General features: G+C 61.5%; 12 protein-coding genes. 8 read left to right on the top strand and 4 right to left on the bottom strand.

Annotation, left to right across the window (positions count from 1 at the left end; genetic code table 11):
* Positions 1 to 28: 28 nt before the first annotated feature.
* The 3 genes from ACQ7C1_RS19880 to map all read left to right on the top strand — a co-directional run bounded on the left by ACQ7C1_RS19880 (position 29) and on the right by map (position 2,943).
* The gene (locus ACQ7C1_RS19880) at positions 29 to 496 is read left to right on the top strand and encodes an SRPBCC family protein (protein WP_430959532.1); all 468 of its coding nucleotides are present in this window, start codon (positions 29 to 31) and stop codon (positions 494 to 496) included.
* A gap of 552 nt (positions 497 to 1,048) precedes the next feature.
* Positions 1,049 to 2,110 (top strand): LLM class flavin-dependent oxidoreductase, encoded by a 1,062-nt coding sequence (locus tag ACQ7C1_RS19875; protein ID WP_430959584.1) that lies wholly within the window; start codon positions 1,049 to 1,051, stop codon positions 2,108 to 2,110.
* A gap of 74 nt (positions 2,111 to 2,184) precedes the next feature.
* The gene (gene map, locus ACQ7C1_RS19870; RefSeq protein WP_430959531.1) at positions 2,185 to 2,943 is read left to right on the top strand and encodes a type I methionyl aminopeptidase; all 759 of its coding nucleotides are present in this window, start codon (positions 2,185 to 2,187) and stop codon (positions 2,941 to 2,943) included.
* Between the two features lie 178 nt (positions 2,944 to 3,121).
* Here the strand turns inward: map and ACQ7C1_RS19865 are convergent, their stop codons facing one another.
* Complete coding sequence (locus ACQ7C1_RS19865; RefSeq protein ID WP_430959530.1) at positions 3,122 to 3,694, bottom strand: PadR family transcriptional regulator; 573 nt, start codon at positions 3,692 to 3,694, stop codon at positions 3,122 to 3,124.
* Between the two features lie 137 nt (positions 3,695 to 3,831).
* Between ACQ7C1_RS19865 and ACQ7C1_RS19860 the strand changes: the two genes are divergently transcribed.
* Both ACQ7C1_RS19860 and sbmA read left to right on the top strand, forming a co-directional pair.
* Positions 3,832 to 5,046, top strand: a complete 1,215-nt coding sequence (locus ACQ7C1_RS19860; RefSeq protein WP_430959529.1) for a YbfB/YjiJ family MFS transporter — start codon at positions 3,832 to 3,834, stop codon at positions 5,044 to 5,046.
* Positions 5,047 to 5,167: 121 nt separating this feature from the next.
* Complete coding sequence (sbmA, locus tag ACQ7C1_RS19855) at positions 5,168 to 6,433, top strand: peptide antibiotic transporter SbmA (RefSeq protein ID WP_085778978.1); 1,266 nt, start codon at positions 5,168 to 5,170, stop codon at positions 6,431 to 6,433.
* Positions 6,434 to 6,668: 235 nt separating this feature from the next.
* On the opposite strand, the gene ACQ7C1_RS19850 is transcribed toward sbmA, so the two are convergent.
* Positions 6,669 to 7,658, bottom strand: a complete 990-nt coding sequence (locus ACQ7C1_RS19850; protein ID WP_430959528.1) for a polysaccharide deacetylase — start codon at positions 7,656 to 7,658, stop codon at positions 6,669 to 6,671.
* 121 nt (positions 7,659 to 7,779) lie between these two features.
* Between ACQ7C1_RS19850 and ACQ7C1_RS19845 the strand changes: the two genes are divergently transcribed.
* The 3 genes from ACQ7C1_RS19845 to der all read left to right on the top strand — a co-directional run bounded on the left by ACQ7C1_RS19845 (position 7,780) and on the right by der (position 10,589).
* A complete protein-coding gene (locus tag ACQ7C1_RS19845) occupies positions 7,780 to 8,364 on the top strand; it encodes an NnrU family protein (RefSeq protein ID WP_430959527.1) in 585 nt (194 codons plus the stop codon).
* 103 nt (positions 8,365 to 8,467) lie between these two features.
* Complete coding sequence (locus ACQ7C1_RS19840) at positions 8,468 to 9,151, top strand: tetratricopeptide repeat protein (protein ID WP_430959526.1); 684 nt, start codon at positions 8,468 to 8,470, stop codon at positions 9,149 to 9,151.
* Between the two features lie 16 nt (positions 9,152 to 9,167).
* The gene (der, locus tag ACQ7C1_RS19835) at positions 9,168 to 10,589 is read left to right on the top strand and encodes a ribosome biogenesis GTPase Der (RefSeq protein ID WP_064804199.1); all 1,422 of its coding nucleotides are present in this window, start codon (positions 9,168 to 9,170) and stop codon (positions 10,587 to 10,589) included.
* A gap of 62 nt (positions 10,590 to 10,651) precedes the next feature.
* Here the strand turns inward: der and ACQ7C1_RS19830 are convergent, their stop codons facing one another.
* A complete protein-coding gene (locus ACQ7C1_RS19830; RefSeq protein WP_183704651.1) occupies positions 10,652 to 10,813 on the bottom strand; it encodes a hypothetical protein in 162 nt (53 codons plus the stop codon).
* A 209-nt stretch (positions 10,814 to 11,022) separates the two neighbouring features.
* Entirely contained in the window at positions 11,023 to 12,204 is a 1,182-nt protein-coding gene (locus ACQ7C1_RS19825) for a glycosyltransferase family 4 protein (RefSeq protein ID WP_430959525.1), read from the bottom strand.
* Between the last annotated feature and the right edge of the window lie 103 nt (positions 12,205 to 12,307).

Genomic DNA, 12,307 nt, shown 5'->3' with positions numbered 1-12,307 from the left:
GGTCTTACTCAAACGGAGAGATGTTGAAATGACCGCCAGCACGCAACATGAACTCGTCCTTGTTCGCGAATTCAACGCTTCGCGCGAGAAGATTTACAAAGCCTGGACCGATCCGGACCTGCTGAAGCAATGGTTCGTGCCGCGCCCCTGGGGTGTGGCGGAAGCAACGCTCGACGTGCGCCCCGGCGGCTCCAGCGTCGTCGTCATGCAGGATCCCGAGGGCAATCAGTATCCGAACCGCGGCGTCTATCTGGAGGTGGTAGAGAACGAGAAGATCGTCTTCACCGACGCCTATAGCAGCGCCTGGGTGCCGGCTGAAAAGCCTTTCTTCACGGGCGTCATCCTGCTGGAGGACCTCGGCAACGGTAGGACGAAATACACGGCCAGGGCGCTGCACTGGCGCGCCGAGGACAAGGAGGCGCACGAGAAGATGGGCTTCCATGAAGGATGGGGCAAAGCCGCGGACCAATTGGCCGAGCTGCTGGCGAAGATGTGAGCGGCGCGGCGTGGCGCTTCAGGTGAGGTCTGAGGCGGCTTGGAAGATGATTCCGCTGGGGCTTCGAAGTGATTGAATTCGGATTCGAATTGGTGACTGAGGTTTGTGCTTCGGTTGCGGCTCTGGCGTGCCGTGTGGCACCCCCTCTGGCCTGCCGGCCATCTCCCCCACAAGGGTGGAGATCGGCAAGCGGTTGGATCATCCGTCCCTCTCTGCTGTATCGAAATAGCGCATGCGGTCGTTGTTTGGGGAAGCCATGACGCCCAGTCGATCTCCCCCCTTGTGGGGGAGATGCCCGGCAGGGCAGAGGGGGGTGGCCACGGCATGCCTGTCCGCCTGGATTCCTGTGCTCGTCACAAGAATCCAGCAGCACCGTGCCTACGGCGCAAAGACTCCTTGTCGTTTCGCCGATAAAGCTCGGTCGACAATAACACGTTCGCGAAAATCACCGCGCCGCCTATCAAGATTCTCGAACGATCCGTTCCACAATTTGTGTTTGCGCTGCATCACCTCCATCCCTATCTCCGGATCGAGTTCAACAGGATGCCGATGATGGAACTGGGGCTTTACACATTCGCCGATGTCAATCCTAATCCCTCCCGTAGCAAGGGAGCTGAGGGGGCCGAGCGGCTGAAGCATCTGATCGAGGAGATCGAGCTTGCCGATCAAGTGGGGCTCGACGTCTTCGGACTCGGCGAACATCATCGGCCGGATTATGCGGTATCGGCCCCCGCCGTGGCGTTGGCGGCTGCGGCCGTCAAAACCAAAAACATCCGGCTGACCAGCGCCGTGACGGTGCTCTCCTCCGACGATCCGGTGCGGGTGTTCCAGCAGTTTTCGACACTTGATCTCATTTCCAACGGCCGCGCCGAGATCATGGCAGGGCGTGGCTCTTTCATCGAGTCCTTCCCGCTGTTCGGCTACAATCTCGAGGATTACGACCAGCTGTTCGAGGAGAAGCTCGATCTGCTGCTGGCGCTGCGCGACGACGAGACTGTCGCGTGGAAGGGTGAGCTTCGCGCGGCGATCAACGGACGCGGTGTCTATCCGAGGCCGCTGCAGGATCCGCTGCCGCTGTGGATCGCGGTTGGCGGCACACCGCAGTCGGTGGCGCGCGCCGGCGCGCTCGGACTGCCGGTCGCGCTCGCGATCATCGGCGGCGAGCCGCGCCGGTTTGCGCCGCTGTTCGATCTCTACCGCGAGGCGGCGCGCCGGGCGGGGCAGGATCAGGCGAAACTGAAGACCAGCATCAATGTCCATGGCTTCATCGCCGACACGACCGAGAGAGCGGCTGACCAGTTCTACGGCCCACAGGCCGAGGTAATGAACCGTATCGGCCGCGAGCGCGGCTGGGGACCGACCAACCGGGCGCATTTCGATCTGTCGCGCGGACCGAACGGCGCGCTCTTCGTCGGCGATCCCGAGGTGGTCGCCGAGAAGATCATCGCCCATCACGCGCTTTTCAAGAATGACCGCTTCCTGCTGCAGATGGCGATCGGCCTGATGCCGCATGAGCAGATCATGCGCGGCATCGAACTCTATGGGACGAAAGTTGCGCCGATGGTCAGAAAGGCATTGACTGAAAGGGGCGAAGGGGCGAAAGCCACGGCTTAACGAGCGCAACCCCTCAGCGCGTCCTCGCGCTCTAAGGCGGCTGCGGCCGTCCCGCGCAAGGCCGGAAGAGACGAATGGTAATCGCAAACGACGATGAACTGACAAAGCTCAAGGAGATCGGCCGGATCTGCGCCAACGCCATCCAGGTGATGGCGGCAGCGATGGAGCCGGGCATGACGACGCTGGAACTCGACCAGATCGGCCGCAAGGTGCTCGAGGATTCCGGCGCCCGCTCGGCGCCGGAGTTCTGCTACCAGTTTCCCGGCGCCACCTGCATCAGCGTAAATGAAGAAATCGCCCACGGCATTCCAGGGGCGCGGGTCATCCAGGCCGGCGACCTGATCAATATCGACGTCTCGGCGGAAAAAGACGGCTTCTTCGCCGATACCGGCGCCTCCTTCGCGATGCCGCCGGTCAAGCCGAGGATCGAACGGCTCTGCCGTGACGGCAGGCGGGCGCTCTGGGTCGGGCTCAACCAGGTGAAAGCAGGCGAGCCGCTGGCAAAGATCGGCACTGCCGTCGGCGCATTTGCGCAGAAGAACCGCTACACGCTGGTCGCCAATCTGGCGAGCCACGGCGTCGGCCGCTCGCTGCACGAGGAACCGGCCGAGCTTTCGACCTGGCCGGATCCTTCGGAAAAACGCGTCATGACGGATGGCCTCGTCTTCACCGTCGAGCCGTTCCTTTCGCTCGGCGCGACATGGGCCGAGGGCGGCGACGATGCGTGGACGCTTTATGCCGATCCCAAGGCCCCGACTGTCCAATATGAGCACACGGTGGTTGCGACGCGGAATGGACCGGTGATTTTGACCTTGCCGGACGGGCGGGTGTAGGGCCGGGACCTGGAATTTAGAGTGGAGCGCCCGCATCACCCTTCGAGGTTGGTATCTCCATGACGCTTTGTAAGCGCGCACCACCTTGTCCTCCCTCATTCCTGTGACGAGCACAGGAATGAGGGAGGAGGGGTTAGCGCACCATCAACTTGCTGGGCCTGTCGGCCGCTCTTCCTCCTCACCCCCGCGCGTCCGGCCTGCCGCCCTGCAGGATTTCGGTGGCGGCGCGTTCCAATATGCCGGCGATGCGGGCTGCTTCGGACTTCGACCAGGGATAGCGCATCCGGAGAGCAGAGCGCAGCAGCATGCGGGCAGCGCGGATATCGCCGCCGTCCTGCATGAAGTCGCCGTCATCGCTGTCGACGCCGTGACGGTCGGTTTCGAAGACACGCTTCACATAGGCCATCTTCTCGCCGATGCGTTCAAGCTTGGCGAGCGTGTGCAGGATCATATCGCGGTTTTCCTCGACACGCTGGCGACCGGCTTCGGTGATGCGATAGAGCTTCTTGGTCCCTTCGTTCTCCACTTCGGCAAGACCGGTTTCCTCGAGATAGGTGAGCGCGGGGTAGATGACGCCGGGGCTCGGCACATAGAAGCCGCCGGAACGCTCCTCCAGCAACTTTATCAATTCGTAACCGTGGCGCGGCTGCTCGGCGAGCAGCGCAAGGATAACGAGCTGCAGATCGCCTGCTGCGAATTTGCGGCCCATGCGGAAAGCTTCGCCGAACATGCCACCTTTAAAACCTCTCATGGTCTTTCCTTTCATCGTCAGATGTATCGTTGGCTATGTCGTAAAACATATATCGTAAGATAGTTGTCTTCAAGGCAGGTCGAGAATTTTTCGACCTTTCCGGAAATTGATCGATCGATCAGAAATAGTCGTTTGCGATGCCGGTGCTGCGGCGCGATAAGCGCTGCATGCTTTCCCGCCCGCCGCACTCCCCGCCAGATCTTGTCTCCACCGCTGCTGCCGGCGCCGTTGCCATGGCGGCGGCCATGGGTTTCGGGCGCTTCTCCTACACGCCGATCCTGCCCGGCATGATGAGCGGCGTGCCTCTTTCGGCAGCCGATGCCGGTTTGATCGCGTCGGCAAATTTCGTCGGTTATCTCGTCGGCGCCGTGCTTGCAGCCTATGGCTGGGCGGCAGGGCGCGAACGGCTGGTGGCGTTGCTGGCGCTGCTTGCCACCGCAATTCTGCTCGCCGCGATGGCGGCCACAGATTCCGTCGCGATCTTTGCCGTCATCCGCTTCCTGGCCGGTCTTGCCAGCGCCTTTGCGATGGTCTTCACCTCATCGATCGTGCTCAGCCACGGGGCTGCTGCCGGCAACGATCATGTGCAGGCGGCGCATTTCGGCGGGCCTGGAGCGGGCATTGCGCTTTCGTCGGTCATGGTGCTCCTGATTGGTCTTGGCTTTCACGATGAGCCGGGTGGCTGGCGCGCCGATTGGATCGGCGGAGCGCTCTATTGCGCGGCAAGTCTCGCCGTCGTCTGGTCGCTCTTGCCCACGGCGCCGGCACAAACAGCGCGAACGGGCAAGGAACCGGCGCTCAACTGGAGCCGGCCGATGGTGCTTGTCACGCTCTCCTACGGCCTGTTCGGCTTCGGCTACGTCATCACGGCAACGTTTCTCGTCACCATCGCGCGGCTATCTGCGGCGGGAGCTTTCATCGAGTTTCTCTGCTGGTTTATCGCCGGGGTGACGTCGGCGATTGCCCTCTTCGCCTGGAAGCCGCTGGTGAGGCCGCTTGGGCTCGGCGGCGTCTACGTTGCGGCCCTTGTGGTCGAGGCTGTCGGCGTACTTGCGACCGTGGCGTTGCCGCCCTCGGTCGCGCCGCTGATCGGCGGGGCTCTGTTTGGAGCAACGTTCCTCGCGATCACCGCTTACGGGCTGCAGATCGGCCGCCAGCTTGCCCCCGAGAGTCCGCGGCGGATATTGGCAATGATGACGGCCGCCTTCGGAGTGGGCCAGATTGTTGGGCCGGTCGTCGCCGGCCGGCTAGCCGAACGCTCAGGCAGCTTTACCGTGCCGACGATAATCGCCGCCGCAGCACTTCTTGTCTGCGCGGCGCTCGTGATGCCGGTCATCAGGAAAATCGTCTAACCGGTTACATCTGCGTAACAATCGGTCAAACCCATTGCTGCTTCCTTCGAACTGCCGTAGTTTCCGGCACAAAGTGTTCCGACACTCCCGAGACTCACAGTTCAGGAAAGCAAAGCCCCCCGTGTTTCATTCCTTCTTTCCCCAGCCGAAACCTTTCTTCATTTCGCTTGTCGTCTGGACGCTGATTTCAATATTGGGCTGGTATTTCTTCGCGGCCGGTCTCGGCGCGTCGCTTGGCTTTGCGCCGGTTCCCGAAGAGCAGCAGCCGATCGATCTTTCCTTCTTCTTGCTGCCCGAAAATGTCTGGTTCTACAGCTATTTCTTTCTCTCAGCGCTGATCTTCTGCGGCGCCTGGCATCTGATAGCGCGCAATCATCCCTGGAAGCTGTGGTCGATCTGGGGTTCGGCGCTCATCATTTTCGTGACCTATTTCGGCGTGCAGATCACGGTCGTGATCAACAATTGGCGCCGGCCGTTCGGCGATCTTCTGCAGAACGCCTTGTCGAAGCAGCCGGGCATTTCAGTGGATAATTTCTACAGCCTGATGTGGGTCTTCTGTCAGATCGCGTTCCTGAGCATGTTCGTGTCGATCATGACCGACTTCTTCACGAGCCACTACATCTTCCGCTGGCGCGCCGCGATGAACGATTTCTATATGTCGAAGTGGGAAAAGCTGCGTCACATCGAAGGCGCTTCACAGCGCGTGCAGGAAGACACTATGCGTTTTTCGAGTACGCTCGAAGGTCTCGGCATCAGCCTCATCAATTCGGTGATGACGCTTGTGGTCTTCCTTCCGATCCTTCTGGCGCTGTCGCATTATGTGACCGAACTACCGGTCATCGGACCGCTGGCGAATTCGCTCTTCTGGTTGGCGCTCTTCTGGTCGGCATTCGGCACGTTGCTTCTGGCGGTCGCCGGTATCAAGCTGCCGGGCCTGAACTTCCGCAATCAGCGCGTCGAAGCCGCCTATCGCAAGGAACTCGTCTACGGCGAGGATCATGCGGACCGGGCGCAGCCGCTGACGGTGAGGGAGCTTTTCAACAACGTACGGCGCAACTATTTCCGCATGTATTTCCACTACATGTATTTCAATGTCGCCCGCTATTTCTACATTCAGGCGGACGCGCTCTTCGTGATCTTCATGCTGGTGCCGACGATCGTGGCCGGGACGATCACTTACGGTATCTTCCAGCAGATCTCGACGGCCTTCGGCCAAGTCAGCAACTCGTTCCAGTATCTGGTCAATTCTTGGACGACGATCATCGAGCTGCTCTCCATTCACAAGCGCCTCAAGGCATTCGAGGCGGCCATCGACGACGAGCCGTTGCCGGCCATCGATCGGCACTATCTGGAACGCGAGGCGGGTGTCGTGCATGCGGATGGTTGATGGGTAGAGCCTGCCCCTGATCGAAACGTCGGCGTGTGCGGCCCCCTCATCCGCCTGCCGGCACCTTCTCCCCGGCGGGGAGAAGGGACTCGAGGCAGCCCCTCGTGATTATCCATTGCTTGAAAACATATCCGGCGACATCTCGATACCCCCTTCTCCCCAGCGGCGAGAAGGTGCCCGTTAGGGCGGATGAGGGGGCTACACGGCAGCCCCGGTCGTTCTCAAAAGGCGCCCGTCACAGCCCCGACGTCCGCTCCAGCTTCCCGCGCGCCTCGATCATCGGAATCGCTTCGGAATAACTGACGCAAGCCACATCCGCCCGATGGCAGACGTCGCTGACCAGGCGGTCAAGCGCGCGCCAGTAGGCGCCGCCGTTCATTTCGACGAAATGGAAGCCGAGCTGGAGGGGGATGCGGTCGCCGTTATACTGGCGGTCGAAAACCTGGGAGAAGGCGGCGTAGGCGCGGTCCTCGAATGCCTTCGTATCCGCGCTGTCCTCCTGACCCTTGGAATGGCGAACGAAGAGGTTGTAGTCCATGCCGATGACCGGCTTTTCGCTGGGGCCTTCGGGAATCAGGGGGAGGCCGAAGCGGAGGATGCCGTCTTCCTCGACAGGCATCGCCGGGCCTTTGGTCACGAGGCTTGCGTCATAGGTGAAGCCCGCCTTCTTTTCGGCGGCGATCATGTCGGCGCCCGCCGTCGCCGAGAGATAGGGGGCGCGAAAGCCTTTGATGCCATGGTCGACCAGATCCTGCCAGCCGGCGGGTTCTTCGAGGCCGACGCTCTTCCAGGCATTTTTCAACGTAGCATGGAAGGTCGCGTATTCGGCTGACCAGTCGGCTGCACTCCAGAGGCGGCCGTCAAAATGGCCGCAGGCATGGCTTGCTATGTCGTGCCCTTCAAGATGTGCATGCCAGATATTGCCGAGGCGCTCGCGGATCTCGTCGTCACTCTGGGCAAAACCGACATTGGATTTTCCGCGTTTCTGGTGCGGCGCCTGGTAGGCCCTTTTCGCCGCGTCGTTCATCAGGAAGGTGCAGGAAAGGAAATAGGTGAAGTGGGCGCCGTTCTTCGCCGCCATCTCGCGGCTCTTCAGCCAGAGCGCGTTGTCGTGGGCGCCGTCGAAGGAGATGATGACGAGCTGCTTCGGCCGGTCGGCCGCCTTTGCCGCCGCGGGAAGAACGAGAGAGGCGACCAGACAGGTGGCGAGGAGAGGACGAGACATGGGCACCGCGACAATTTGTTCGCGGGTTCCCTCCGATAGAATTGTGGCGAAGCTGCGGTCACAACTGGCATTTTTTCCCGCCAGCCGCTAAGCAATGTCAAACTGCACGGAAGGGACCGCAATGGTACTGCTTATCATCGGCATCATACTTTTTCTCGGTGTGCATCTGGTGCGGGTGGTGGCTCCTGGCCTGCGCCGCTCGATGATCGCAAGCCTCGGCGAGAAGGGTTGGCGGGCCGGGTATTCGATCGCGAGCATTCTCACGCTGATCCTCCTGATCTACGGTTTCGGCCAGGCGCGGCAGGTGACCGGCATGCTTTACAATCCGCCAGTGTGGACGGCGCATATCGCCATCACGCTGATGCTGATCGCGATGATCTGTCTCGTCGCCTCGCTGCTGCCGGCGGGGCATATAGCTACCAAGACCAAACATCCGATGGTGCTGTCGGTGAAGATCTGGGCGCTGGCGCATCTGCTCGCCAATGGCGAGACGTCGTCGGTCCTGCTGTTTGGGGCGTTTCTTGCCTGGGGCGTGATCGTGCGCATTTCGCTCAAGCGCCGCGAGCGGGCGGGCGAAATCACGCTTCGGCCCTTCGTCTCGGCCAAGTACGACCTCTATGCTGCCGTCATCGGTATCCTCGTCTGGGCGCTGATCATCTGGAAGCTGCACGAATGGCTGATCGGCGTTTCACCGCTCGCTACGTGACGAATCTTTCACATCCCCCTTACAACGGCGGCAAAATGGAGTAGAAGGCCGGCAATGCGCATTTTGCGCAAAGTTATGGGTATTTCCGCGGCCGGAGACGAGAATGGCATTTAACGACGACAGCTTCATCCGTGAGGTCAATGAGGAATTGCGGTCCGACCAGATGAAGGGCGCCTGGCGCCGGTTCGGCCGCTATATTATTGTCGTCGCCTTCCTGATCGTCGCCGGCACCGCCGGCAAGGTTCTCTACGAATATTGGGATGATACCCGCTCCTCCGGCGCCGGCGACCAGTTTTTGGCGGCGATGAAGCTTGCCGACGAGAACAAGAACGACGAGGCGCTGGCCGCGCTTGAAAAGCTGGAAAAGGAAGGCCATGGCGCCTATCCGGTGCTGGCGCGTATGCGGGCCGCGACCGTCCAGGCGCAGAAGGGCGATGCTGCTGCTGCAATCGCCGCCTTCAACGAGATCGGCAAAGACAACGGAGTGCCGGCTGCCGTGCGCGATGTCGCCAAAATGCGTGCGGGCTGGCTGCTGATCGAGAACGGTTCCTATGAGCAGGTTTCGGCCGCGATCGAAGAAATGGCCGTGCCGAGTAACGCTTTCCGCCATTCGGCGCGCGAAGCACTCGGTCTAGCCGCCTACAAGGCCGGCAACATGGCGCAAGCGCGGCAATGGTTCCAGTCGATTATCGACGATACCGGCAGCCCGCGCCCTGTTGCCAATCGCGCTCAGATGATGCTTGATCTCATTACCGCGTCCGGCAAGGCGCCCGCCGCGCAGGGCTAAGTTTTAAGGAAAAAGAATGAGTTTCACGGTCGCCATCGTCGGTCGTCCGAATGTCGGCAAGTCGACGCTTTTCAACCGTCTGGTGGGCAAGAAGCTTGCGCTCGTCGATGATACACCCGGCGTGACGCGCGACCGCCGGCCGGGTGATGCGCGGCTGATGGGGCTTACCTTTACGATTATTGACACGGCCGGTCTGGAAGAAGCCGACGAGGAGAGCCTGCAGGGCCGCATGCGCGCTCAGACCGAAGCGGCGATCGACGAGGCCGATCTATCGCTTTTCGTCGTCGACGCCAAGAACGGGCTGACGCCTGTGGATACCGCGCTTGCCGAAATGCTGCGCCGGCGCGGCAAGCCGGTCGTGCTCGTCGCCAACAAATCCGAAGCGCGCGGCTCCGATAGCGGCTTCTATGACGCCTATACGCTGGGGCTGGGCGAGCCGACGCCGATTTCGGCCGAGCACGGGCAAGGCATGCTGGATCTGCGCGACGCGATCGTCGAGGCGATTGGCAAGGACAGGGCCTATGCCAAGGAGGATGTTGCCGTCACGGACGTCGATATTCCCCACTCGGCTGATGAGGGTGAGGACGAGGACGAAGAGCCAGCTTATGACGAGACCAAGCCGCTGCGAGTGGCAATCGTCGGCCGGCCAAATGCGGGCAAATCGACGCTGATCAATCGCTTTCTCGGCGAGGATCGGCTTTTGACCGGCCCGGAAGCAGGCATCACCCGCGATTCCATCTCGGTCGAATGGGACTGGCGCGGCCGCACCATCAAGATGTTCGACACCGCAGGCATGCGCCGCAAGGCGCGGGTGACGGAGAAGCTGGAAAAACTTTCTGTCGCCGATGCGCTGCGCGCCATCCGTTTTGCCGAAACCGTCGTCATCGTTTTCGATGCGACAATCCCGTTCGAGAAGCAGGACCTGCAGATTGTCGACCTGGTGCTGCGTGAGGGCCGCGCGGCCGTGCTTGCCTTCAACAAATGGGACATGATCGAGGACCGCCAGGCGGTGCTTGCGGATCTCCGCGAAAAGACCGACCGGTTGCTGCCGCAGGCGCGCGGCATTCGCGCCGTGCCGATCTCCGGCCAGACCGGCTGGGGACTCGACAAGCTGATGCAGTCGATCATTGATACGGACAGGGTCTGGAACAAGCGTATTTCGACGGCGCGGCTCAATCGCTGGCTGGAGACGCAGCAGATCCAGCATCCGCCACCGGCTGTTTCCGGCCGCCGCATCAAGCTGAAATACATGACACAGGTCAAGGCCCGTCCGCCGGCCTTCATGATTTCCTGCACCCGCTCGGACGCGCTGCCGGAATCCTATACGCGCTACCTGATCAACGGGTTACGCGCCGATTTCGACATGCCGAGCGTGCCGATCCGCATCCATTTCCGTTCGCCTGATAATCCGTACGAGTCGAAGAAGAGACGGACGTAGGGCGCGCTTGCAATGATTGGCGGCCCATTAGGCCTGCGCCATGCGGCAGCCATCTGCAGGTGCTAAGCCACGCTTCTATTCAGCGCTTCGCTCAGCGCTAAGATCTCGGATAGCAGCCCGCTGAAATCGACTGCATCACGGCCGATCTCGGCGGCGATGCAGTCGGTGATGATGGTTTTTTCTTGTAGGTGCTTGCCTTCCCCCGTCGGCCGAAGCACGACCACGCGTTGGTCATCCTCGCGCCTGATGTAGCTGGCGCCTTTCCAGGCGTTCGAGCAATGGGGTCCGGGAGTGTGATTCCAGGAAGAGCTTTTCGCAGAGGCTGCCGACGCTCTGGCCGTTCTCGCCTCACAGCGCGACCCTAACGCCGGCCGTCCGCAGCACGATTGTGGTCGCGAACGATACGCTTCTAGGCCTGCACAAAAGGGAACGATCAATCTCCAGAAGGGAGAGGCCCGGCGTTTTCGCCGGGCTTTCTGCTTCTTGGAAGCGACTTGGCAAATTGCCACGCCTTCTTCCATTTCGGCGTGATCACGCCGTTGGCGGCGCGAATGTTGTTAATGAACTGCTGCGTCGCCGCTTCCCAGGAATATTGCATGGCGAGCGCATGCGCCTTCTCGCGCGAAGCCGAGAGGGCAGCAAGGCAGGCGGCGCGCAGGTCCGTGTCGAGCGCGCCGACTTCGCTGTCTTCACCGATGATGTCGAGAGGGCCGGTCACCGGGTAGGCGGCGACCGGCACGCCCGAGGCCAACGCTTCGAGGATGGTGTTGCCGAAGGTGTCGGTGAGCGAGGGGAAGACGAAGACGTCGGCCTGGGCATAGGCTTGCGCCAGCTCGTCGCCGAACTTCACGCCGGCGAAGAAAACATCGGGATATTGCTTTTCGAGCTCGGCGCGCGCCGGCCCATCGCCGACGACGACCTTCGAGCCCGGCAGATCGAGCTCAAGGAAGGCCGGCAGATTCTTTTCTAATGCCACGCGGCCGACGGTCATGAAGACCGGGCGCGCCAGGCCGAACGGCTTTTCCTCGAGCGCCATAGGGCGGAACTGCGCGGCATCGATGCCGCGGCTCCAGGGCATGAGATTGCGGATGCCTTTTTCCGACAGTTCACGCGCAAGGCTCGGTGTCGCCACCATGCAGCCGGCGCCGCCATTGTGGAACCAGCGGATGAAGGAATAGAGCCAGCTCTTCGGGATCGGCAGGCGGGCCGCGACATATTCCGGGAAGCGGGTGTGGTAGCTCGTCGAAAACGGCATGCGGTTCTTCAGGCACCAGCGGCGGGCAGTGAGCCCGAGCGGCCCTTCGGTGGCGATGTGCACGTAGGAGGGATTGTGTTTTGCGATCTCGCGGGCAATGCGGCGATAACTGGCGATCGACAGACGGATCTCGGGATAGGTGGGGCAGGGGATGCTGTTGAAACGCTCCGGCGTCACCATCCCAACCTCGACGCCCATCTTTGCCAGTTCGCGATTGGTGTTCTCGATCGAGCGCACCACGCCGTTGACCTGCGGATGCCAAGCATCGGTGACGATCACCAGCCGTTCCGGCAGTTTGCCGGCCGAGGTGGCATTGGCCCAGCTCTCGCCGCTGTAAGTGTTTGCCGGATGTTGCAGCATATCGCGATTTCCATCCGCGTTGCAGTGATCTGTCAACGCTCAACCCCAATGCGGGGTTCCGGAACGGCGATTCCCGCTTGCCTATTTTGAGGCATGACCATGA

Source organism: Rhizobium sp. Nf11,1 (assembly GCF_050587665.1).
In the GTDB taxonomy this organism is placed as follows: domain Bacteria; phylum Pseudomonadota; class Alphaproteobacteria; order Rhizobiales; family Rhizobiaceae; genus Rhizobium.
This window is presented reverse-complemented; position numbering and strand designations above follow the sequence as displayed.

Bases quoted from the DNA above. Each gene is read 5' to 3' on its own strand.
- ACQ7C1_RS19880 (WP_430959532.1), top strand. From the start codon at position 29: ATGACCGCCAGCACGCAACATGAACTCGTCCTTGTTCGCGAATTCAAC.
- ACQ7C1_RS19875 (WP_430959584.1), top strand. From the start codon at position 1,049: ATGGAACTGGGGCTTTACACATTCGCCGATGTCAATCCTAATCCCTCC.
- map (WP_430959531.1), top strand. From the start codon at position 2,185: ATGGTAATCGCAAACGACGATGAACTGACAAAGCTCAAGGAGATCGGC.
- ACQ7C1_RS19865 (WP_430959530.1), bottom strand. From the start codon at position 3,694: ATGAGAGGTTTTAAAGGTGGCATGTTCGGCGAAGCTTTCCGCATGGGC.
- ACQ7C1_RS19860 (WP_430959529.1), top strand. From the start codon at position 3,832: ATGCCGGTGCTGCGGCGCGATAAGCGCTGCATGCTTTCCCGCCCGCCG.
- ACQ7C1_RS19850 (WP_430959528.1), bottom strand. From the start codon at position 7,658: ATGTCTCGTCCTCTCCTCGCCACCTGTCTGGTCGCCTCTCTCGTTCTT.
- ACQ7C1_RS19845 (WP_430959527.1), top strand. From the start codon at position 7,780: ATGGTACTGCTTATCATCGGCATCATACTTTTTCTCGGTGTGCATCTG.
- ACQ7C1_RS19840 (WP_430959526.1), top strand. From the start codon at position 8,468: ATGGCATTTAACGACGACAGCTTCATCCGTGAGGTCAATGAGGAATTG.
- der (WP_064804199.1), top strand. From the start codon at position 9,168: ATGAGTTTCACGGTCGCCATCGTCGGTCGTCCGAATGTCGGCAAGTCG.
- ACQ7C1_RS19825 (WP_430959525.1), bottom strand. From the start codon at position 12,204: ATGCTGCAACATCCGGCAAACACTTACAGCGGCGAGAGCTGGGCCAAT.